The organism is Variovorax sp. S12S4, from assembly GCF_023195515.1.
Classification (GTDB): Bacteria; Pseudomonadota; Gammaproteobacteria; order Burkholderiales; family Burkholderiaceae_C; genus Variovorax.
In genome coordinates this window covers 2,510,088-2,530,520 of record NZ_JALPKR020000002.1, presented here as the reverse complement: position 1 = coordinate 2,530,520, position 20,433 = coordinate 2,510,088, and the positions used below count along the sequence as shown (strand labels likewise).

The window sequence follows — 20,433 nt, the reverse complement described above, 5'->3', positions numbered from 1 at the left end:
GCCCATGTCCGACACTTCCAGCACCGACGCTGCCGCCACCCTCAAAAGCCTGCCCACCGACATGGAGCTGGTGCTCAAGGTCATTCCGATGCCGGCGGACTGCAACGCCAACGGCGACATCTTCGGCGGCTGGGTCATGGCGCAGTGCGACCTGGCCGGCTCGGTCATTCCGGCACGCTACGCCAAGGGCCGCCAGGCCACGGTGGCGGTGAACGAGTTCATCTTCAAGCAGCCGGTGCGGCTGGGCGACATTCTCTCGTTCTATTCGAAGCTGGTGCGCATCGGACGCACCTCGGTCACGGTGACGGTGGAGGTGTTTGCCGAGCGTTTTCGGGCGCAGGGCGAGTACATCAAGGTGACGCAGGCCACGTTCACCTACGTGGCCATCGACGACAACGGCCGCCCTCGCCCGATCGAAAAGTAATCGGCGCAAGGGGCCGATCGCCCTCAGACCTTCGAAAAATCCGGCTTGCGCTTTTCCATGAAAGCGCCGAAGGCTTCGCGCGCAGCCGGTTCCCGCAGCATGCGGCCGAAGCTCGCGCCCTCTTCGTCCATGCGTTCGAGCACGGCGGGCATCTGCGCCTTCTTCAGCAGGCGCTTGGTTTCGACAAGGGCACTCAGCGGCTTGGCCGCCAGCTTGCGGGCCTGCACCTGGGCGATGGCGTTGGCTTCGGTCGGCGGCACGATGCGGTTGACCAGGCCCACTTCGAGTGCTGCCTCGGCCATGAAAGGCTCACCCAGCAGCAGCGCCTCGGCCGCGCGGTGGTAGCCCAGCATCTGCGGCACGAGCAGGCTGGAGGCGGCCTCGGGGCACAGGCCGAGGTTCACGAAAGGCATCGAGAAAGCCGCGTTGTCACCGGCGTAGACGAGGTCGCAGTGGAACAGCATGGTGGTGCCGATGCCGACGGCCGGGCCGCAAACGGACGCGACGATGGGCTTGGGAAAGGTCGCGATGCCGCGCAAAAAGCGGAACACCGGCGAGTCCTTGCCGGCGGGCGGGGCATTCAAGAAGTCGCCGATGTCGTTGCCGGCGCTGAAAATGGTGGGGGCGCCCTGGATCAGCACGCAGCGCACGGCCGCGTCGCCCTCGGCCGTGGCCAGTGCATCGGCCAGTTCGGCGTACATGCCGCTGGTGATGGAGTTTTTCTTGTCGACGCGGTTGAAGGTAACGGTCATCACACCGGCTTCGGTGTGGACGAGAATGTCGCTCATGGGAATGGTCCTTGAATAAAAACGGGTGACGCCGCGCTCAGGCGTCGAGGGCTTCTCGCACAAAATCCAGGCGGTCCTGGCCCCAGAACATCTGGTCGCCGACGAACATGGTGGGCGCGCCGAACACGCCGCGCTCCACGGCTTCTTGCGTGACGGCTTTCAGGCGATCTTTCACCTCCTGCGAACCGGCCAGCGCGAGCAAGGCAGTGGCGTCGAAGCCCGCATTTTGAAGCACGGCGCCGACGACGGCCGGGTCATTCATGTTCTTGGGTTCGACCCACATGGCGTGAAAAATGGCGTCGACGTAAGCGCCGAAGCGCTCCGGCTCCTTCATCTGGATGCCGGTGGCCCCGCGCATGAGCAGCAGCGTGTTGATTGGAAAGTGCGGGTTGTGCACAAAGGGCACGCCGTACCGTTTGGCAAAGCGCTGCAGGTCGATGGTCATGTACGGCGCCTTGGGCACCACTTCGGCCGGAGACCGGTTGCCGGTGGCCTGAAACACGCCGCCCAGGAGCATGGGCTTCCAGACGAGCTCGGCGCCGGTGTCGGCGCAGACGTGCGGCAGCTGGGTGGCGGCCAGGTAGGCGGCGGGGCTGCCGAAGTCGAAATAGAAGTCTACGGATTTTTTCATTTGGGTCTCCTTGGGGGTGCGCTTGTTCAGGGCTCTTGTTCTTGGGGCTGTTGTTCGGGGCGCTGCTGTTCGGGGCGCTGCTGTTCAGGGCGCTGCTGTTCAGGGCGCTGCTGTTCAGGGCGTGTGCAAAGGCCACCGGGTACTCCCCCTCCGCGAATGTCCCCCGGGGCTGCGCCCCTCCTCCTTTATTTCGCTGCGCGGAGCACCCGATGCCCTGTGCACTGGGGCACGCTGTTGGTGTGCGGCCGATCAACGACCACTGCTCATAACGCGCACGTCGATGGGGTGCCTTGCGCAGCGAAATAAAGGAGGAGGCCGCAGGCCGGGGGACATTCGCGGAGCAAGGTACCCCGTCGGCGGGGGCGCCCCTGAACGAACCAACGAACGTATAACCCAGCGAACCAGCATCTCAGAACTTCTCCGACCACGGCCGCAAATCAAGCTCATGCGTCCAAGCGTCGCGCGGCTGCGAATGCAGCATCCAATAACTGTCCGCAATGTGCTCAGGGTTCAGGATGCCATCGCTTTCCTTCAGCGCATAACGCTCTGGAAAATTGGTGCGGATGAACTCGGTGTCGATGGCGCCGTCGACCACCACATGCGCTACGTGAATGCCCTGAGAACCTAGCTCGCGGGCCATCGACTGGGCCAGCGCGCGCAAAGCCATCTTCGCGCCCGAGAAGGCGCCGAAGTTCGCGGCACCACGTAGCGACGCTGTGGCGCCTGTGAAGATGATCGTGCCGCGATGCCTGCCTTTCGGGAGTTCGCGCGCCACCATGCGCTTTGCCACCTCGCGCCCGTTGAGAAAGCCCGAGAAGCAGGCCATCTCCCATACCTTGAAATACTTGCGCGCGGTTTCTGTCAGGATGCTCTCGGGCACGTTGGCACCGATGTTGAACACCATCACCTCGATGGGGCCGATGGTCGATTCGATCTGTTCGACCAAGGCGACCACTTCTTCTTCCTTGCGAGCATCGCAGCCGAACGCATGGGCGCGGCCGCCATCGGCTTCGATCTGCTCAACCAGCGGCTGCAGCTTGTCGAGGCTGCGGCGCGTCACGCAGGCGGCATAGCCTTCGCGCGCGAAGCGGCGGGCAATGGCGCCGCCGGTGGCGTCGCCGGCTCCAACGATGAGTGCGGTCTTTTGCATGGGCGTTCTCTCGCTATTCCTTGTAGTAGACGATCTGGTTCGACGTGGCGAGCAGCAAGCCCTTCTCGCTCCACAGATGCGCCGCCTGGTCGAAAAAGCCGTTGAAGAACTGCTGCCCCACCGCGCGGCCCAGCAGGTAGCCTGAGCCGACCGCCGACAGTTGCTCCGGCCCGGCATGGAAGTAGGTGGTGATCGACACGGTGCCCGCCGGCACATGCTTGGCGCGGCGCAGCCACACGCGCGGATAGAACATGTCGCTCATCGCGGCGAGCGAGCAGAAGTCGAGCGGCCGCTCCTCGGCATCACGCAGCCAGAGCCGGCTTTCGCTGTGCTGAAGGCCGCCGTCCCACTTCGCGGGAATGCCGCCGCTGATTGGGCGCATCTCGTAGCGGTCCAGCCACGCCACACCGGCCGGGCCGATGCTGAAGCGCTTGACCGCCTCTGGCGGCGGCGCCTCGGGCATGGGCATGTCGCTTTCGCCCCAGGTTTCGCGCCGTGCGGCCGTGACCACCGTCGCCGTGGTCGTCATGTTCGGCGCGCCGTTCGCTCCCGGCTGGGTGATCTGCACGGTCCAGTGTTGCGTCGAGCGGTTGGTGCGCACCGGCGTCGCCTGAACGTCGAAGGGGCCGGCCTCGAGCGCCGCCGCAAAGTTGACGGTCAATGCGAGCGGTGTGCCCAGCAAGTCGGGGTGCCGCAGCACCGACTGCAGCGCAATGGCCGCCGTGGCGCCGCCGAAGGGTCCGACCATGTTCCAGTAGTCGGGGCTGGTGGCGCCGGTGAAATGACCGGCGCGAATGTCGCTGTGCTGCAGCGCCAGGGCTTTGTCGAAGGAATGCGTACTCATGGTGATTTGCAGTGTGCCTCCGATGCGTGGCGTTATGCAGTCGTGTGCGGGACGCCGGGTTGCTGCACCGCGGTAAGTGCGGCCAGGCGGTGCAGCTTGTCGATGGTGCTCGGCCAGAGGCTGCTCTTGAACTGTTCGCGGAAGAAGCCGAAGTGGCCGATGCGCCGCGCCTGCACGTCGGCGGGTGCAATGCGCTCGACGGCACGCGGCGCGCCCGCATAGAAACTCACCAGGCTCTCGGTGCCGGCCAGCGTCATGAGTTCATCGTCCGTTATCGACAGCGCAAGCACCGGAAAGCGCACGCGCCCGTAGCTCTGCAAGGCGCTCTCGCCTTCGGCGCCCACGCTGTAGCGCGGATGAAGGCACCAGCGGCGCCATTGCAGGATGACCCCGCGCGGCAGGTCGCCCACCTTCTTGAGCTTGCGGCCCGGAAAGTAGCCGCACAGCCGCGTGACCAGCGGCACCAGCACAAACCAGAAATAGAGAATGCTGCGCTTGAGCCTGGGCGCGTTCTCGCGCCAGTAGCCGCTGCCGGCCGCGATGCTGACGAGGCCGTCTACCTGCTCCGGGCGCTGCAAGAAGCCCGGCAGTTGCGCGCCGAGGCTGTGGCCAAGAAGATAGAGCGGCTGCTCCGGCATTGCCGCCTTTGCGGCGTCGATCACGGCTTCGTAGTCGTGCGCCCAGTCGAACAAATCAGCCTCGAAGCCGCTCAGCGAGGCGCCGTTGCGGGAATCGCCCGAGCCGCGATAGTCGAAGGTCCACACCTGAAGGCCCTGCTGCGCAAGCCACTGCGCAAAGGGCTCGTAGAACGACTGGCGCACGCCCATGGCACCGCCGATGACGATGCTGGCACGGGGTTGGCCGACGGGCTCGTAGCGGCGCACGGCCACCTGCACGCCGTTGTCGACCAGTAGTTGTTGTGCCTGCATCGCTTGTCTCCTTCTCGTTGATCGATCACCGCCCCGCGGCGTAGCGAGCGGGATGAGATGCAAGGCGCGGGTGGCGGGAAACCGGAGCGACCTTCAGGGTCGTGAGGATTTCCCGACGGGCCCCGCAACGCCGCAGATCGCCCGCGCAGTAGCCGCTCTACACGCGTTCGAAGATGCCGGCTGCGCCCTGCCCCATTCCTACGCACATCGTGACCATGCCGTACTTCAGGTTTTCGCGCCGCAGTGCGTGCACCACGGTCGCCGCGCGAATCGCGCCCGTCGCGCCGAGCGGGTGGCCGAGAGCGATCGCGCCGCCCATCGGGTTGACCTTGCTCGGATCGAGCCCCAGCGTGTTGATGACTGCGAGCGATTGCGCGGCGAACGCCTCATTCAGTTCGAACCAGTCGATGTCCTCGTGCTTGAGCCCTGCATAGCGCAGCGCCGCCGGAATCGCCTCGATCGGCCCGATGCCCATGATGTGCGGCGGCACGCCCTTGCTTGCAAAGCTCACGAAGCGGGCAAGCGGCGTGAGGCCGTATTGCTTCACGGCCTTCTCGCTTGCGAGGATGAGTGCGCCCGCGCCGTCGGAAGTCTGCGAGCTGTTGCCGGCCGTCACCGTGCCGCGCGCGGCGAACACGGTACGCAGCTTGGCCAGGCCTTCGAGACTGGTGTCGGGGCGCGCACCTTCGTCGAGGTTCACCGTGCGCGTCTTGGCGATCGACTCTCCGGTCTCCAGGTTCGGCGCACGGTCGGTCACTTCGATCGGCGTGATCTCGTCCGCGAACTTGCCGGCCTTCTGCGCGGCCAGTGCCTTCTGGTGCGAGGCGAGCGCGAACTCGTCCTGTGCCTCGCGGCTCACCTTCCACTGCTGCGCAACCTTTTCGGCCGTGAGGCCCATGCCGTAGGCAATGCCCACGTCGCCTTCGCGCTCGAAGATCGAGGGCGACAGCGACGGCGAGTTGCCCATCATCGGCACCATGCTCATGCTCTCGACACCGGCGGCGATCATCACGTCCGCCTCGCCGACACGGATGCGGTCGGCCGCCATCTGCACGGCAGAGAGGCCCGAAGCGCAGAACCGGTTCACGGTGATGCCGCCGATGCTGGTCGGCAGGCCGGCCAGCACCGCGCCGATTCGTGCGACGTTCAGCCCCTGCTGCGATTCGGGAATCGCGCAGCCGCAGATGATGTCTTCGATGGCCTTGGGGTCGAGGCCGGGCACCGCTGCGAGTGCGGCCTTGAGGGTGGTCGCGAGCAGGTCGTCGGGGCGGTAGTTGCGGAAGTAGCCGCGGTGCGACTTGCCAATGGGGGTGCGGGTGGCGGAGACGATGTAGGCGTCTTGGATTTGTTTCATGGCTTCTCTTCAGTCCTTGTGTCTTGTCTTGCTCATTCGCCCGATGCGACGATGGTCGACTGTTGTCTTGCTCCCTCTCCCGCGAGCGGGAGAGGGCTGGGGTGAGGGTTGTCTTCCTGCAGCGCCTGCAGAATCCGCTCGCGAACGGCATCCGTCTGCGTCAGCACTTCGTTGTTCCAGAACCTGAGAACGCGATAGCCCTGGGCTTCGATGAAGCGAGTCCGGTTCTCGTCATAGCTGGCCGCTTCCACATGCTGCCCGCCGTCCAGCTCAACGACCAGCTTCGCTTCGAGGCATGCGAAGTCTGCGAAGTAGGGGCCGATTGAGCGTTGACGGCGGAACTTGTAGTTGGCGAGGCGGCGGTCGCGCAGGTGGTACCAGAGCAGGGACTCGGCGTCCGTCGGGGCTTCTCGAAGGCTGCGTGCCCTCACCTAGCCCTCTCCCGCAAGCGGGAGAGGGGACCGGAGGTGTCGAGGTCTTCGCTCATGGTCCTTGCCAGATCAGTTCCGCACCGGCTTCCCCGTACTCAGCATCCCCATGATCCGCTCCTGCGTCTTCGGATGCACGATCAGCGAGCAGAACGCCTTGCGTTCGAGCGCCATCAGGTATTCCTCCGTCACGAGCGAGCCCGCGTCCACGTCACCGCCGGTGACCACGTTCGCGATCAGGCTGGCAATGTGGAAATCGTGCGCGCTGATGAAGCCGCCGTCTCGCATGTTCACCAGCTGGCCCTTGATTGTCGCGGCGCCGCTGCGGCCGCTACGCGGAAGGTGCGGCGCAGCGGCGGGCGGTAGCCGGCGTCGGCCATCGCCTTGGCCTGCTGCAGCGCCACGTACAGCAGCTCGTCCTTGTTCGGCACGATGACGTCACTGTCGAGCAGGTAGCCGAGCTTCTTCGAATCGAGCGCGCCGGTGCCGACCTTGGCCATGGCCGCGGCGGTGAAACCTTCGGTGAGGAACGGCAGGAGGTCGGATCCCGTGGAGGCCGCTGCGTTCTCGGCCGCACGACGTGCGATGTAGGTCAGGCCGCCTGCGCCGGGGATCAGACCGACACCCACTTCGACCAGGCCGATATAGCTTTCCATCGCCGCCACGCGCTTCGACGAGTACACGGCCAGCTCGCAGCCGCCGCCCAGCGCCATGCCGCGCACGGCGGAGACCACCGGCACGTTGGCGTAGCGGATCTTGAGCATCACGTTCTGCAGCTCTTCCTCCGCGCCTTCGACCGCGCCGATGCCCGCGACCACGAAGGCCGGCAGCATTGCCTGCAGATCGGCGCCGACCGAGAACATCTCGTCGGGAGACCAGATCACCAAGCCCTTGTATTCGGCCTCGGCCAAGTCGACTGCCGCGCCCAGCGCCTCGGCCACGTCGGGGCTGATGGCGTGCATCTTCGAATGGATGCTGGCGATGAGCACTTCACCGTCCAGCGTCCACACGCGCACATCGCCTTCGTCGCTGATCGTGGTGCCTGCGGTGTTGGCATCGGCCGCGTTCGCGCCGAGCACGCTCTCGGGGAAGAGCTGGCGGTCATGCACCGGCAGCTTGCGCTGCGGCACGAAATTGTTCTGCGACGCGCTCCACGAGCCTTCGGGCGTATGCACGCCGCCAGCCTCGGCCACCGGGCCTTCGAACACCCACTTGGGCAGCGGTGCCGTGCTCAGCGCCTTGCCGGAATCGATGTCTTCCTGCACCCACTTGGCAACCTGCGCCCAACCGGCCTCTTGCCAGAGCTCGAACGGGCCCTGCTTCATGCCGAAGCCCCAACGCATCGCAAAGTCGATGTCGCGCGCGCTCTCGGCAATGCTGGCCAGATGCACGGCGGCATAGTGAAAACTGTCGCGCAGAATGGCCCAGAGGAACTGGCCCTGCGGCCCTTCGCTCTCGCGCAGCAGCTTCAGTCGCTCGCCCGCGGGCTTCTTGAGCATGCGGCCATACACCTCGTCGGCCTTGGCACCTGCGGGCACGTACTCGCCGCTCTGGAGGTCGAAGCGCAGGATGTCGCGGCCAACCTTCTTGAAGAAGCCGGCCTTGGTCTTCTGGCCGAGGTTGCCCATCTCGAGCAGCTTGGCGAGCACCGGCGGCGTCGAGAAATTGGCGTAGAACGGATCGGTTTCGGCGTTCAGGTTGTCCTGCAGCGTCTTCACGACGTGGGCCATGGTGTCCAGGCCCACGACGTCGGCCGTGCGGAAGGTGCCCGAGCTTGCGCGGCCCAGCTTCTTGCCGGTGAGGTCGTCCACCACGTCGGGCGTGAGACCGAACTTTTCGACTTCTTTCAGCGTGGCCAGCATGCCGGCAATGCCGACACGGTTGGCGATGAAGTTGGGTGTGTCGTGCGCGCGCACCACGCCCTTGCCCAGCGTGCTGGTGACGAAAGCCTCGAGGTCGTCGAGCACCTTCGGTTCGGTGGTGGGCGTGTTGATCAGTTCCACCAGGAACATGTAGCGCGGCGGGTTGAAGAAGTGGATGCCGCAGAAGCGCGGCTTCAGGGCTTCGGGCAGCGCTTCGCTCAGCTTGGTGATCGAAAGGCCCGAGGTGTTCGAGGCCAGGATCGAATGCTTGGCCACGTGCGGCGCGATCTTCTTGTACAGGTCGAGTTTCCAGTCCATGCGCTCGGCAATGGCCTCGATGATGAGGTCGCACTCGCCGAGCTTGGCCAGGTCGTCTTCGTAGTTGGCTTGCTCAATGAGCACCGCATCGGCCACGTCGCCGAGCGGCGCGGGCTTGAGCTTCTTGAGGTTGTCGATGGCGCGCGAGACGATGCCGTTCTTGGGGCCCTCCTTGGCCGCCAGGTCGAACAGCACGACAGGCACGCGCACGTTGACGAGGTGGGCCGCAATCTGCGCGCCCATCACGCCGGCGCCGAGCACGGCGACTTTCTTCACTTGAAATCGGGACATGTTGATTGGTATTTTTTGGATTGAAAACGCGACGGTTTACTGGACACGATTCCAGGTCTGGGTGCGCCAGAAGGGGCCCAGGTAGCCGCGCACTTCGAGCTTCTTGCCGCCGTCGATGGGCGTGAAGCTCGCGCGGTATTCCTTGCCGTTCTCGGGGTCGAGGATCTTTCCGCCTTCCCAGACCTCCTTGCCTTCGGCCTTCTTGCCGCCGCGGATGATGTCGAGGCCCGTGATGGGCTTGCCCTTGCGATCGTCGCTGCATTCGTCGCAGATGGCATCGGGCTTGGCGTCCTTCCGGAGCGACTTCTCGATGCGGCCGATGAGCGCGCCGTTGGATTCGCCGATGCGGATCTCGGCCTTGGCCTCGCCGGTCTTGTCGTCGACATTGCGCCACAGTCCCACCGGGGTGCTCTGGGCCATGGCTGTGACAGAAATGGCGGCGAGAAAGATGGCTGCAAGCGTCGATTTCATGGGCAATGCCGGTTGAGCGATGAAGAAAGGCTGCGGCTTTATGCCAGCGCCGCTTCGGTATCCATCAACACTTTGCTGCCGGCGCGTGCGGTGCGCATCAGCGTGGCCGTCTCGGGGAACAGCTTGGCAAAGTAGAAGCGCGCCGTCTGCAGCTTGGCCACGTAGAACGGATCGGTGTTGCCGGCTGCAATCTCGCGCAGGGCCACCTGTGCCATCCGGGCGAACAGGTAGCCGAACACGAAGTGGCCGGCCACGCGCAGGTAGTCCACCGCGGCGGCGCCCACTTCGTCGGGGTTCTGGAAGCCCTTGAAGCCGATTTCGGTCGTGAACTTGGTGAGCTGGTCGCCCAGGCCTGCGATGGGGTTGATGAACTCGGCCATCTTCTCGTTCACGCCTTCTTCTTCGACCAGCTTGGCCACGAGCTTGCCGAACTTCTTCAGCGACGCGCCGTTGTTGCCCAGCACCTTGCGGCCCAGCAGGTCGAGTGACTGGATGGTGTTGGTGCCTTCATAGATCATGTTGATGCGGTTGTCCCGCACGAACTGCTCCATGCCCCATTCCTTGATGAAGCCGTGGCCGCCGAACACCTGCATGCACGAATTGGTCGCAATGTGGCCGTTGTCGGTGATAAAGGCCTTGACGATGGGCGTGAGCAGCGCCACCAGTTCACCCGAGTCCTTGCGCACCTTCTCGTCGGGGTGGTGGTGCTCCTTGTCGAGCAGCAGCGTGCAGAAGATCTGCAGCGCGCGGCCGCCTTCGGCATACGCCTTGGCCGTGAGCAGCATCTTGCGCACGTCGGGGTGCACGATAATGGGGTCGGCTTCCTTGTCCTTGGCCTTCACGCCGGAGAGCGAGCGCATCTGCGTGCGGTCCTTGGCGTAGGCCAGTGCATTCTGGTAAGCCACTTCCGTCAGGCCGAGCGACTGGTTGCCCACGCCCAGGCGTGCGGCATTCATCATCACGAACATCGCGGCCAGACCCTTGTTGGGCTCGCCCACCAGCGTGCCGATGGCGCCTTCGATCACGATCTGCGCCGTGGCATTGCCATGGATGCCCATCTTGTGCTCGAGGCCGGCGCAGAAGATCGGGTTGCGCTCGCCGAGCGAGCCGTCGGCCTTGACCTTGAACTTCGGCACCACGAACAGGCTGATGCCCTTGCTGCCCTTGGGCGCATCGGGCAGGCGGGCCAGCACCAAGTGAATGATGTTGTCCGTCATGTCGTGCTCGCCGGCCGAGATGAAGATCTTGCTGCCGGTGATGCGGTAGGTGCCGTCGGGCTGCGGTTCGGCCTTGGTGCGCAACAGGCCCAGGTCGGTGCCGCAATGGGGTTCGGTCAGGCACATGGTGCCGGTCCACTCGCCGCTCGTGAGCTTGGGCAGGTAGGTCTTCTTCTGCTCGTCGGTGCCGTGGGCTGCCAGCGCCTCATACGCGCCGTGCGAGAGGCCGGGGTACATGGTCCAGGCCTGGTTCGCGCTGTTGAGCATTTCGAACAGGCACTGGTTCACCACGAACGGCAGGCCCTGTCCGCCGAAGGCCGGGTCGCACGACAGCGCGGGCCAGCCGCCTTCGACGTACCTGGCGTAGGCGTCCTTGAAGCCCTTGGGCGTCTTCACCTCGTGCGTGGTCTTGTCGAGCTTGCAGCCTTCTTCGTCGCCGCTGATGTTCAGCGGAAAGGTCACCTCGGAGGCGAACTTGCCGGCTTCCTCGATCACCGCGTTGATGGTGTCGGCATCGGTTTCCGCATGAACCGGAAGCGCCTTGAGTTCTTCGGCGACGTTGAGCATTTCGTGCAGCACGAACTGCATGTCGCGTACGGGTGGGTTGTAGGTAGGCATCCGGAACTCTCCTGGTCGAAGCTAGATAAAAAGAAAAAGGGAAAGCGAAAAGAAAACGGGGCCGCGAGCTCAGCGCACGGGCTTGAGACGGCGGCCGGCCGGCGCAGCAACAGCAGCTTCGGTCGCCGGGGCATCGGGCGTGGCGCTGCGCGCCAGGATGTTGTCGAAGCCGATGTTGGCGCGGCCGATGGAGCCGGGCACCTGCAGGAAGCGCGCTTCGTAATGCAGCGCGAGGATCAGGCCATGGATTTCGAACGCAACCTGGCGCTCGTCGGCGTCGGCGCGCAGATGGCCTTCGCTCTTTGCTTGCACGATGGCGCGCAGAACGGCCGCCTGCCAGATGCTGACCGACTCCACGAGCGCATCGCGCACCGGGCCGGGGCGGTCGTCGAATTCGGAAGCGCCGCTGATGTAGATGCAGCCCGAGTCGATCTCGGCCGAGGTGCGCTTCATCCAGTTGGCGAACATGGCGCGCAGGCGCGGCAGGCCGCGCGGCGCCTCGAGGGCGGGAAAAAACACCTCTTGTTCGAACCGCGCGTGGTACTCGCGAACCACCGAGATCTGCAGCTCCTCGCGCGAGCCGAAGTGGGCGAACACGCCCGACTTGCTCATCTTGGTGATCTCGGCCACGGCGCCGATCGACAAGCCCTCGAGCCCGATCTGCGCCGCCAGCGCCAGCGCCGCGTCGACGATGACGGCCTTGGTCTGCTGGCCCTTCTGGGCGGCACGGACCGGCTTGGCGGGAACGGCATTGACAGACATCGTGGAAGCTCCGAATAAAACGAACGGTCGTTCTATTTTGCAGGGGCTTTGCACTTTTGGCTGTCAATGTCCTTCCGGTGCTGAAGGTTAATTGGTGCGAAGCGGGGTCGCTGCCGCCCCGCCCCGGATCAGAACTCCTGCGCAACCGGCCGCAGCACCACCTCATTGATGTCCACGTCCGCAGGCTGCTCCACCGCATAGACCACGGCGCGGGCCACGGAGTCGGCCGGGATCTGGTTGGCCTCGTAGAAGGCCTGCACGCCGGCGGCGCTCTCGGCATCGCTGCTGCCGAACTTCAGTTCCGAATCGATCGCGCCCGGCGACACGATGGTCACGCGCACGCCGCTGTTGCCCATTTCCACGCGCAGCCCTTCGGAGATGGCGCGCACCGCATGCTTGGTTGCGCTGTACACGGTGCCGATGGGCGTGAACACCTTCAGCCCAGCGATGGACGCGACGTTGACGATGTGGCCGCTGCCCTGGGCCTGCATGCGCGGCAGCACCGCGGCAATGCCGTAGAGCACGCCCTTGATGTTGACGTCGATGGTGCGGTCCCACTCGTCGACCTTGAGCTTGTCGATGGGCGACAGCGGCATCACGCCCGCGTTGTTGACCAGCACGTCGATGCGGCCGAAGGCTTCGACCGTTGCGGCCGCGAGCTTTTCCAGGTCGGCGCGCCGGGCCACGTCGGTGGCGACGGCAATGGCTTCGCCGCCCGCCTCGCGGATTTCGGCCACCACCTTGTCGAGCCGGTCGGTGCGGCGCGCTGCGAGCACCACCTTGGCGCCGCGCGCGGCCAGGTGGCGGGCAGTCGATTCGCCGAGCCCGCTGCTCGCGCCGGTGACGATGGCAACCTTGCCGCGGATGTTGTCTTGAACGGATGTCATGGAGGTTCCTTTCGGGTGTGTTGAGGAACAAGAAGTGCATGCAGTGTGGAAAATCCACGCGTTCCCGTAAATGAAATTCTTGCGACTTCAGAATTCCTGAAAATGGAATACTCTTTCTACTGCCCCTCCTGAAAGCACCACCATGGCCAACCGCCTCGAAGCCCTGCGCGTGTTCTGCACCGCCGCGGATGCCGCCAACTTCCGCGAGGCTGCGGTGCGCCTGTCGGTCTCGCCCCAAGTGGTGACGCGCGCGGTGCGCGAGCTCGAAGAAGAACTGGGCGAGCCGCTGTTCCACCGCAGCACGCGCGGCGTGCAGCTCACCGATTTCGGCCGGCAGCTTGCGGAGCGCGCCCGCGTGGCGGTAGGCGGCGTCGACGAGCTGTTCCACCAGATCGACCGGCGCACGCTGTCCCGCCACGCGGGCACGGTGCGGGTCACGGCGCCGCACATGTATGCGCGGCTCATTCCACAGGCGCTCGCTCCGCTGCTGGCAGCGCACCCAGGGCTGGTGCTCGACCTGCGCCTGTCCGAGCAGCATGCCGACGTGGTCGACGAGCAGATCGACATCGGCATTCGCGTGGGGCCGATGCGCGACGCGCGCTTTGTGGCCCGCACTGTCGGGAAGATGCCGCTGCATGTGGTGGGGGCGCCGGCGCTCATCGCAAAAGTCGGCGCCCCGCAGAGCCTCGATGCGCTTTCGGAACTGCCGCTTACCGCGCTGATCGACCTGAGCTCGGGCCGTCCGTGGCCGTGGGCGTTCAGCAAGCGGCGGATCGTCACGGTGACGTCGCCGGCCTTCGTGACCGACGACATCGACGCCGAATGCGCCGCCGTGCTGGCCGGCGTGGGCTTCGGCCAGCTCATAGCGCCGCTGGCCGAACCCTGGCTGCAAACGGGCGCGCTGGTGGCCGTGCTGGAGGCCGACGCACCGGAGCCATGGCCGATCAACGTCTACCGGCCGCAGCGTGCGCCGGTGCCGGCGCGCGTGCGGCTGGTGTACGACGAGTTGATTCGGGTACTGCGCTGAGCATGCCAGGCAGCGCAAATAAAAAAGGCGCGGCAGGCCTCCGCCCACCACGCCTCTGCTTGCTTGCCTGTTTGCTTAGAGCTTGAAAGGCACCACTTCCTGGCGCTGCTCGCCCAGGCCTTCGATGCCGAGCGTCATCACGTCGCCCTTCTTCAGGTAGAGCGGCGGCTTCATGCCCAGGCCCACGCCGGGCGGCGTGCCGGTGGTGATCACGTCTCCGGGCAGGAGCGTCATGAACTGGCTCAGGTAGCTCACGATCTTCGCGATGCTGAAGATCATGGTCTTGGTGCTGCCGGTCTGCATGCGCTTGCCGTTGAGGTCGAGCCACATCGACAGCTTTTGCGGGTTGGGCACTTCGTCGCGCGTCACGAGCCAGGGGCCGATGGGGCCGAAGGTGTCGCAGCCCTTGCCCTTGTCCCAGGTGCCGCCGCGCTCGATCTGGAACTCGCGCTCGCTCACGTCGTTGATGGTGCAGTAGCCGGCCACGAAGTTGAGCGCGTCCTTTTGCGAGACATAGCGCGCGCGCGTGCCGATGACCACGCCAAGCTCCACTTCCCAATCGCTCTTGACCGAGTTCTTGGGCAGCATGACCGGATCGTTCGGGCCCTGGATGCAGCTGGTCGCCTTCATGAAGACCACCGGTTCCGCGGGAATCGGCAGGCCCGACTCGGCCGCGTGGTCGGCGTAGTTCAGGCCGATGGCAATGAACTTTCCGACGTTGGCCACGGGGCTGCCGAAACGCGGCTTGCCCTTGACCAGCGGCAGCTTGTCGATCTTCTGCTTGCGCAGCTTGGCAATCGCGGCGTCGCCGAGTTGCTCGGGCCCGATGTCCTTGACCACCGCGCTCAGGTCGCGCAGGCGGCCTTCGTCGTCGATGAGGCCGGGCTTTTCCTTGCCGGGGTTGCCATAGCGAACGAGTTTCATGTTGTCCTTTCTTGGGGGAGACTGATTAATAAGTGGATCGGCCGCCGGAGAGATCGAACACGGCGCCGGTGGAAAACGAGCAATCTTCGGTGCAGAGCCAGCCGACCATCGCGGCCACTTCTTCCACCGTGCCGAAGCGGCCCATCGGAATTTTCGAGAGCATGAACGCGATGTGCTCCGGTGTCATCTGGTCGAAGATGGCGGTCTTCACCGCCGCGGGCGTCACGCAGTTGACGCGAATGCCGGTGTCGGCCAGCTCCTTGCCCAGCGACTTGGTGAGCGCAATGACGGCGGCCTTGCTCGCACTGTAGGCGCTGGCGTTGGGGTTGCCCTCCTTGCCCGCCACCGAGGCGATGTTGACGATGCGGCCGTAGCCCTGCTTGCGCATTTGCGCGACCACTTCGCGGCAGCAGAGAAAGACGCCGTTGATGTTGACCTCCATCACCTGCCGCCAATCGTCCACCGGATAGTCCCAGAGCTTGGTGTTGGGGCCGGTGATGCCGGCGCTGTTGACCAGCGCATCGATGCGCGGCGAGTGCATCAGCGTGGCTGTGACAGCGGCTGCCACCGAAGGCTGCTGCGCCACATCGACCTTCACCGCGAAGGCCTTGGGGCCGAGCGCAGCGGCGGCCTTGGTGGCCGCAGCCTCGTCGCGGTCCCACAGCGTGACGCTGCCGCCCGATGCGATCAGCCGTTCGGCGATGCCGTAGCCCAAGCCCGCCGCGCCGCCAGTCACCACTGCATGGCGGCCGGCGAAGTCGAGCTGGTTCATATGGTGATGCCGCCGTCTACCGTGAAGGCCTGGCCTGTTGCAAACACCGATTCGTCGCTGGCCAGGAACACCACCACGGGTGCGATTTCCTCGGCTTGCGCGAGCCGTCCCATGGGCTGGCGGGCGATGAAGGCCTTGCGGGCGGCGTCCGGGTCTTCGTTGGCGTTGATGCGTTCGCCGAGCGACGGTGTATCGACCGTGCCGGGGCACACCGCATTGCAGCGGATGCCGCGCGCCACGAAGTCGGCCGCCACGCTCTTGGTGAGGCCGAGCACCGCGGCCTTGGTGGTGCCGTAGACAAAGCGGTTGGGCAGCCCCTTCATGCTGGAGCACACGCTCGCCATGTTGATGATGCTGCCGCTTCCTGCGGCCAGCATGCCGGGCAGCGCGGCCTGAATCGTCCAGAACTGCGCGCGCACGTTCAGGTTGAACGCGAACTCCAAGTCCTTGTCGGAAGCGTCGAGGGCGGTGCCGTTGTGCACCACGCCCGCACAGTTGAACAGCACGTCGAGCGCGGGGAGACTCTTGAAGAAGGCGCCGATGGCGTCCTTGTCGAGCACGTCGAGCCTGGCGGTGCGAACGTTGGCCACGCCGGCGTAGCGTTCGAGCAGCTTCTCGTTCACGTCAGTCGCCCAGACCTGTGCGCCTTCGGCGGCCATGGCGAGCACGCTCGCGTGGCCAATGCCCTGTCCGGCTGCCGTCACGAGCACGGTCTTGCCCTTGAGTCTCATGCATGTCTCCTTGAAAGATGGGGACCGGCCGTTCAGGGTTTGGCCTGATGGCAATGGCGCGGTGCGGATCGTATTCTGAATTGGCCTTACCACTTGTCCAATTCAGGACAACCCTTAACAGCAAGCCCCTCGTGCCGCTACAGACCGTCGAACCCCAGCGCTTGTACCGCCAGATTGCCGACCAGCTCCGCGGGCTGATCGGCGACGGCGAATTCGCGGTGGGCGCGCGGCTGCCGGCCGAACGCGACCTGGCCAAGCAGCTCGGCGTGAGCCGGCCTTCGGTGCGCGAGGCGCTGATTGCGCTTGAGGTCGAAGGTTGGGTCGAGGTTCGCACGGGCTCGGGCGTGTATGTGCTCGACCGCTCGCACCGCGCAAGCAAGCCGGTAGCGCCCACGGAATGGGGGCCGCTGGAGCTGATTCGCGCGCGCCGTGTGATCGAAGGCGAAACCGCCGCCATTGCGGCCACCATCGGCAAGCGCAAGGACATCGACGCCATGAGCCGCGCCATCGAGCTGATGCGCGAGCTTGCCGACCGCGAAGTGCTGCCGCTGGACGGCGACCGCGCGTTCCACGTGGCCATCGTCTCGGCCAGCGGCAATGCCGTGCTGGTGGAAACGGTGCAGAGCTTCTGGGATTCGCGCAACGGGCCGATCTTCACGCGGCTGGGTGGGTACTTCGAGACGGTGCCCTCCTGGCGTTCGGCCATTGCAGAGCACGAGGCCATTCGCGACGCGGTGGCCGCGCACGACGCCGAGGGCGCGCGCGCCGCAATGCACATCCACATGGACAACTCGCACCAGAGATTCAGCGCGAGCTGGCGCCGCGCAAAAACTTCCTGAATCGCCAGCAGCATTTTCTTTCAGCCACTACAACGGAGACAAACCGATGAACAGCAGCAAACGCAACACCCTGAAAGCCATCGCCGCCTGCACCCTGGCAGCCACCGCGCTGGGCACCGCCGGCATGGCCGGTGCGCAGACCAAGCTCAAGTGGGCGCACGTGTACGAAACCTCCGAGCCGTTCCACAAGTACTCCGTCTGGGCCGCCGAAGAAATCAAGAAGCGCACCAACGGCAAGTACGACATCCAGGTGTTCCCGGCATCGAGCCTCGGCAAGGAAGCGGACATCAACCAGGGCATGACGCTCGGCACGGTCGACATCGTTCTGACCGGCGCGAGCTTTGCGGGCAACACCTACAAGCCGCTGGCCGTGACCTACTTTCCGTTCATCTTCCGCGATGCGGAGCATCTGCTGAAGTACGCCAAGAGCGATGTGTTCAAGGAGCTTGCCAAGGGCTACGACGACAAGAGCGGCAACCACATCACGGCGCTCAACTACTACGGCGCGCGCCATGTCACCTCGAGTGCCGCCAAGCCGGTGACCAAGCCGGAGGACATGAAGGGCCTGAAGATTCGCGTGCCTGACGCGCCGGCGTACCTGGCGTTCCCCAAGGCGCTGGGCGCCAACGCCACGCCCATCGCCTTTGCCGAGGTCTACCTCGCGCTGCAGAACAACACGGTCGATGCGCAGGAAAACCCGCTGCCGACCATCGAGGCCAAGAAGTTCTTCGAGGTGCAGAAGAACATCTCTCTCACGGGCCACATCGTCGACTCGCTGCTGACGGTGACCTCCGGCCAGCTGTGGGGCAAGCTCTCGGCCGACGAGAAGAAGATCTTCACCGAGGTGATGCAGGAAGCCGCTGAAAAGACCGGCCGCGACATCATTGCTTCGGAAGCCCGCCTGGTCGAAGAGTTCAAGAAGAAGGGCAACAACGTGATCACGGTGGACAAGGCCGCGTTCCGCGAAGCGGTGCTGAAGAACACCAAGCCCACGGACCACGGCTATCGCCAGCAGGACTACGACCGCATCACGGCAATCAAGTAACACCCCCGAAGCGGCTCACTTCGTGTAGCCGCCTCCCCCTCCAGGGGGCGACACCAGCGGCCCGGCAAAGCCGGTTCCGCGGTGTCTCCCGAAGGGGCTTCGCTTTGCTTGCCGCTGGAGCCGACCAGGAGATTGCATTGACTGACGACAAGAAAATCATTGATGACGAGGGCCACTTCCACGCGGAAGACGAGGTCGTCGACCTTTCCCACACCATCGCCGAAGGCTGGATCTCGCTCGCGATCTTCTGGATGCTTGGGCTCACGGTGTTCTACCAGTTCGTCACGCGCTACGTGATGAACGATTCGGCCGCGTGGACCGAGGAAGTGGCACGCTACATGCTGATTGCGGTGGTCTTCATCGGCGCCGCAATCGGCGTCGCGAAGAACAACCAGATCCAGGTCGATTTCTTCTACCGCCACATGCCCGCGGCCATGGGCCGATGGATGTCTCGCGCGGTCGACGTGCTGCGCACGGCCTTCTTCATTGCGGCCGTGATCATGACGGTGCAGATGATGCTGAAGATCGGCAACAACACGCGCATGACCATCGTCGATGCGCCGATGAACATCGTCTACGCGCTGTGCCTGTTCGGCTTCATCGCGATGACCTGGCGCTCGATCCAGGTGGCGCGCACTCACTGGAAGCGCGGCTACAGCGTGCTCGAACGACCCGAGTCCACCCTTGCCGACCACTGAGCCCGACGAGAACACTGCATGCTGAAAATATTCTTCCTGATCTTCATGGCGGGCGGCATTCCGGTGGCCGTGGCCATGGCCGGCGCCTCGCTGGCCTACATCCTCGTGAGCGGCAGCCTGCCGCCGTTCGTTGTCATCCACCGCATGGTGAGCGGGATCGACAGCTTTCCGCTGCTGGCGGTGCCTTTCTTCATCCTGGCCGGCAACCTGATGAACAACGCGGGCATTACCACCCGCATCTACAACTTCGCGCTGGCGCTGGTGGGTTGGCTCAAAGGGGGCCTGGGCCATGTGAACGTGCTCGGCTCGGTGATCTTTGCGGGCATGAGCGGCACGGCCATTGCCGACGCGGCGGGCCTGGGCACCATCGAAATCAAGGCCATGAAAGAGCACGGCTACTCGACCGAGTTCGCGGTCGGCGTGACCGCGGCTTCGGCCACGCTGGGCCCGATCATTCCGCCGAGCCTGCCGTTCGTGATCTACGGGATGATGGCCAACGTGTCGGTGGGTGCGCTGTTCCTTGCAGGCATCTTGCCGGGTGCGCTGCTGGCCATTCTGATGATGCTCACGGTGGCCTACTTTGCCCACCGCAACGGCTGGGGCGGCGACGTCAAGTTCTCGAGCACGCGTTTCTTCAAGGCCATGTGCGAACTGGCCGTGGTGATCGGCTGGCCGCTCCTGATGTGGCTGCTGGTTTCGAAGCTGGGCACGCCGCCGCAGCTCACCGTGTTTGCGGGCCTGGCATCGCTCTTCGTGCTCGACCGGATCTTCAAGTTCGAGGCGCTGCTGCCGATCATGACGCCGGTGCTGCTGATCGGCGGCATGAGCACGGGCCTGTTCACCCCCACCGAAGGTGCGATTGCCGCCTGCGTATGGGCCATGATCCTTGGTTTTGCCTGGTACAAGACGCTGTCCTGGAAGATGTTCGTCAAGGTCTGCCTCGACACCATCGAGACCACGTCGACCGTGCTGTTCATCGTGGCCGCGGCCTCCATCTTCGGCTGGATGCTGACCGCCACCGGCGTGACCACCGACATCGCCAGCTGGGTGCTGGGCTTCACCAAGGAAGCCTGGGTGTTCCTGCTGCTGGCCAACCTGCTGATGCTGTTCGTGGGCTGCTTCCTGGAGCCCACCGCCGCCATCACCATTCTGGTTCCCATCTTGCTGCCGATTGCCACGCAGCTGGGCGTCGACCCGATCCACTTCGGCCTGGTGATGGTGCTGAACCTGATGATCGGCCTGCTGCACCCGCCGATGGGCATGGTGCTGTTCGTGCTGGCGCGCGTGGCGGGGCTGAGCTTCGAGCGCACGACGATGGCGATCTTGCCGTGGCTCATTCCGCTGCTGCTGGCGCTGGTCGTGATTACCTATGTGCCTTCATTGGTACTGTGGTTGCCCAAAATGTTCTTCTGTCCCACACAAC

The 20,433-nt window shown here is 64.9% G+C and carries 19 protein-coding genes and 2 pseudogenes; 6 read left to right on the top strand and 15 right to left on the bottom strand.

The features are described 5' to 3' along the window. The first annotated feature begins 4 nt into the window (after positions 1–4). Complete coding sequence (locus tag M0765_RS12380) at positions 5–424, top strand: acyl-CoA thioesterase (protein ID WP_157611956.1); 420 nt, start codon at positions 5–7, stop codon at positions 422–424. Positions 425–447: 23 nt separating this feature from the next. Here M0765_RS12380 and M0765_RS12375 read toward each other — a convergent pair whose 3' ends face one another. The 12 genes and pseudogenes from M0765_RS12375 to M0765_RS12320 form a co-directional block, all read right to left on the bottom strand. Beyond that, the gene (locus M0765_RS12375; protein ID WP_258503936.1) at positions 448–1,212 is read right to left on the bottom strand and encodes an enoyl-CoA hydratase; all 765 of its coding nucleotides are present in this window, start codon (positions 1,210–1,212) and stop codon (positions 448–450) included. A 37-nt stretch (positions 1,213–1,249) separates the two neighbouring features. After that, positions 1,250–1,843, bottom strand: coding sequence for a 2-hydroxychromene-2-carboxylate isomerase (locus M0765_RS12370; protein ID WP_258503935.1), 594 nt, complete (start codon positions 1,841–1,843; stop codon positions 1,250–1,252). 409 nt (positions 1,844–2,252) lie between these two features. Then, a complete protein-coding gene (locus M0765_RS12365) occupies positions 2,253–2,993 on the bottom strand; it encodes an SDR family oxidoreductase (protein ID WP_258503934.1) in 741 nt (246 codons plus the stop codon). A gap of 13 nt (positions 2,994–3,006) precedes the next feature. Further along, positions 3,007–3,837, bottom strand: coding sequence for a thioesterase family protein (locus tag M0765_RS12360; RefSeq protein WP_258503933.1), 831 nt, complete (start codon positions 3,835–3,837; stop codon positions 3,007–3,009). A 32-nt stretch (positions 3,838–3,869) separates the two neighbouring features. Continuing rightward, entirely contained in the window at positions 3,870–4,766 is an 897-nt protein-coding gene (locus tag M0765_RS12355) for an alpha/beta hydrolase family protein (protein WP_258503932.1), read from the bottom strand. A 157-nt stretch (positions 4,767–4,923) separates the two neighbouring features. Then, complete coding sequence (locus M0765_RS12350; RefSeq protein ID WP_157611950.1) at positions 4,924–6,120, bottom strand: acetyl-CoA C-acyltransferase; 1,197 nt, start codon at positions 6,118–6,120, stop codon at positions 4,924–4,926. Positions 6,121–6,152: 32 nt separating this feature from the next. Continuing rightward, a complete protein-coding gene (locus M0765_RS12345; RefSeq protein ID WP_258503931.1) occupies positions 6,153–6,551 on the bottom strand; it encodes an endonuclease domain-containing protein in 399 nt (132 codons plus the stop codon). Between the two features lie 69 nt (positions 6,552–6,620). Then, positions 6,621–9,019: pseudogene (locus M0765_RS12340) on the bottom strand (3-hydroxyacyl-CoA dehydrogenase/enoyl-CoA hydratase family protein). Between the two features lie 36 nt (positions 9,020–9,055). Beyond that, positions 9,056–9,490 (bottom strand): DUF2147 domain-containing protein, encoded by a 435-nt coding sequence (locus tag M0765_RS12335; RefSeq protein WP_258503930.1) that lies wholly within the window; start codon positions 9,488–9,490, stop codon positions 9,056–9,058. Between the two features lie 38 nt (positions 9,491–9,528). Beyond that, positions 9,529–11,325: an acyl-CoA dehydrogenase C-terminal domain-containing protein gene (locus tag M0765_RS12330; protein ID WP_258503929.1), complete on the bottom strand. Its 1,797-nt coding sequence runs from the start codon at positions 11,323–11,325 to the stop codon at positions 9,529–9,531. Positions 11,326–11,394: 69 nt separating this feature from the next. Next, on the bottom strand, positions 11,395–12,087 hold the full coding sequence (locus M0765_RS12325; protein WP_258503928.1) for a TetR/AcrR family transcriptional regulator: 693 nt from the start codon (positions 12,085–12,087) through the stop codon (positions 11,395–11,397). Between the two features lie 128 nt (positions 12,088–12,215). Then, the gene (locus tag M0765_RS12320; protein WP_258503927.1) at positions 12,216–12,974 is read right to left on the bottom strand and encodes an SDR family oxidoreductase; all 759 of its coding nucleotides are present in this window, start codon (positions 12,972–12,974) and stop codon (positions 12,216–12,218) included. A 142-nt stretch (positions 12,975–13,116) separates the two neighbouring features. Between M0765_RS12320 and M0765_RS12315 the strand changes: the two genes are divergently transcribed. Further along, entirely contained in the window at positions 13,117–14,001 is an 885-nt protein-coding gene (locus M0765_RS12315; RefSeq protein ID WP_258503926.1) for a LysR family transcriptional regulator, read from the top strand. Positions 14,002–14,076: 75 nt separating this feature from the next. Here the strand turns inward: M0765_RS12315 and M0765_RS12310 are convergent, their stop codons facing one another. The 3 genes from M0765_RS12310 to M0765_RS12300 are packed head-to-tail and all read right to left on the bottom strand — an operon-like array spanning position 14,077 to position 16,428. Further along, positions 14,077–14,925, bottom strand: coding sequence for a fumarylacetoacetate hydrolase family protein (locus M0765_RS12310; RefSeq protein WP_258503925.1), 849 nt, complete (start codon positions 14,923–14,925; stop codon positions 14,077–14,079). A 25-nt stretch (positions 14,926–14,950) separates the two neighbouring features. Next, positions 14,951–15,697 (bottom strand): SDR family NAD(P)-dependent oxidoreductase, encoded by a 747-nt coding sequence (locus tag M0765_RS12305; RefSeq protein WP_258503924.1) that lies wholly within the window; start codon positions 15,695–15,697, stop codon positions 14,951–14,953. Continuing rightward, on the bottom strand, positions 15,694–16,428 hold the full coding sequence (locus M0765_RS12300; RefSeq protein ID WP_157611940.1) for an SDR family oxidoreductase: 735 nt from the start codon (positions 16,426–16,428) through the stop codon (positions 15,694–15,696). The genes M0765_RS12305 and M0765_RS12300 overlap by 4 nt, the downstream gene beginning before the upstream one ends. Positions 16,429–16,559: 131 nt before the next feature. Here M0765_RS12300 and M0765_RS12295 point away from each other — a divergent pair, with 131 nt between their 5' ends. The 4 genes and pseudogenes from M0765_RS12295 to M0765_RS12280 all read left to right on the top strand — a co-directional run. Then, positions 16,560–17,267 (top strand): FadR/GntR family transcriptional regulator, encoded by a 708-nt coding sequence (locus M0765_RS12295; protein ID WP_258503923.1) that lies wholly within the window; start codon positions 16,560–16,562, stop codon positions 17,265–17,267. A gap of 46 nt (positions 17,268–17,313) precedes the next feature. Further along, positions 17,314–18,312 carry a sialic acid TRAP transporter substrate-binding protein SiaP gene (locus M0765_RS12290; protein ID WP_157611938.1) on the top strand — a complete coding sequence of 333 codons (999 nt, stop codon included), beginning with the start codon at positions 17,314–17,316 and terminating at the stop codon, positions 18,310–18,312. A gap of 137 nt (positions 18,313–18,449) precedes the next feature. Further along, positions 18,450–19,010 (top strand): TRAP transporter small permease, encoded by a 561-nt coding sequence (locus tag M0765_RS12285; protein WP_258503922.1) that lies wholly within the window; start codon positions 18,450–18,452, stop codon positions 19,008–19,010. An 18-nt stretch (positions 19,011–19,028) separates the two neighbouring features. Beyond that, a pseudogene (locus M0765_RS12280) lies at positions 19,029–20,420 on the top strand (TRAP transporter large permease); the annotation flags it as partial. Between the last annotated feature and the right edge of the window lie 13 nt (positions 20,421–20,433).

What these genes read in the sequence shown, in the direction of transcription:
- M0765_RS12380 (WP_157611956.1), top strand. Translation starts at nt 5, where the DNA reads ATGTCCGACACTTCCAGCACCGACGCTGCCGCCACCCTCAAAAGCCTG.
- M0765_RS12375 (WP_258503936.1), bottom strand. Translation starts at nt 1,212, where the DNA reads ATGAGCGACATTCTCGTCCACACCGAAGCCGGTGTGATGACCGTTACC.
- M0765_RS12370 (WP_258503935.1), bottom strand. Translation starts at nt 1,843, where the DNA reads ATGAAAAAATCCGTAGACTTCTATTTCGACTTCGGCAGCCCCGCCGCC.
- M0765_RS12365 (WP_258503934.1), bottom strand. Translation starts at nt 2,993, where the DNA reads ATGCAAAAGACCGCACTCATCGTTGGAGCCGGCGACGCCACCGGCGGC.
- M0765_RS12360 (WP_258503933.1), bottom strand. Translation starts at nt 3,837, where the DNA reads ATGAGTACGCATTCCTTCGACAAAGCCCTGGCGCTGCAGCACAGCGAC.
- M0765_RS12355 (WP_258503932.1), bottom strand. Translation starts at nt 4,766, where the DNA reads ATGCAGGCACAACAACTACTGGTCGACAACGGCGTGCAGGTGGCCGTG.
- M0765_RS12350 (WP_157611950.1), bottom strand. Translation starts at nt 6,120, where the DNA reads ATGAAACAAATCCAAGACGCCTACATCGTCTCCGCCACCCGCACCCCC.
- M0765_RS12335 (WP_258503930.1), bottom strand. Translation starts at nt 9,490, where the DNA reads ATGAAATCGACGCTTGCAGCCATCTTTCTCGCCGCCATTTCTGTCACA.
- M0765_RS12330 (WP_258503929.1), bottom strand. Translation starts at nt 11,325, where the DNA reads ATGCCTACCTACAACCCACCCGTACGCGACATGCAGTTCGTGCTGCAC.
- M0765_RS12325 (WP_258503928.1), bottom strand. Translation starts at nt 12,087, where the DNA reads ATGTCTGTCAATGCCGTTCCCGCCAAGCCGGTCCGTGCCGCCCAGAAG.
- M0765_RS12320 (WP_258503927.1), bottom strand. Translation starts at nt 12,974, where the DNA reads ATGACATCCGTTCAAGACAACATCCGCGGCAAGGTTGCCATCGTCACC.
- M0765_RS12315 (WP_258503926.1), top strand. Translation starts at nt 13,117, where the DNA reads ATGGCCAACCGCCTCGAAGCCCTGCGCGTGTTCTGCACCGCCGCGGAT.
- M0765_RS12310 (WP_258503925.1), bottom strand. Translation starts at nt 14,925, where the DNA reads ATGAAACTCGTTCGCTATGGCAACCCCGGCAAGGAAAAGCCCGGCCTC.
- M0765_RS12305 (WP_258503924.1), bottom strand. Translation starts at nt 15,697, where the DNA reads ATGAACCAGCTCGACTTCGCCGGCCGCCATGCAGTGGTGACTGGCGGC.
- M0765_RS12300 (WP_157611940.1), bottom strand. Translation starts at nt 16,428, where the DNA reads ATGAGACTCAAGGGCAAGACCGTGCTCGTGACGGCAGCCGGACAGGGC.
- M0765_RS12290 (WP_157611938.1), top strand. Translation starts at nt 17,314, where the DNA reads ATGAACAGCAGCAAACGCAACACCCTGAAAGCCATCGCCGCCTGCACC.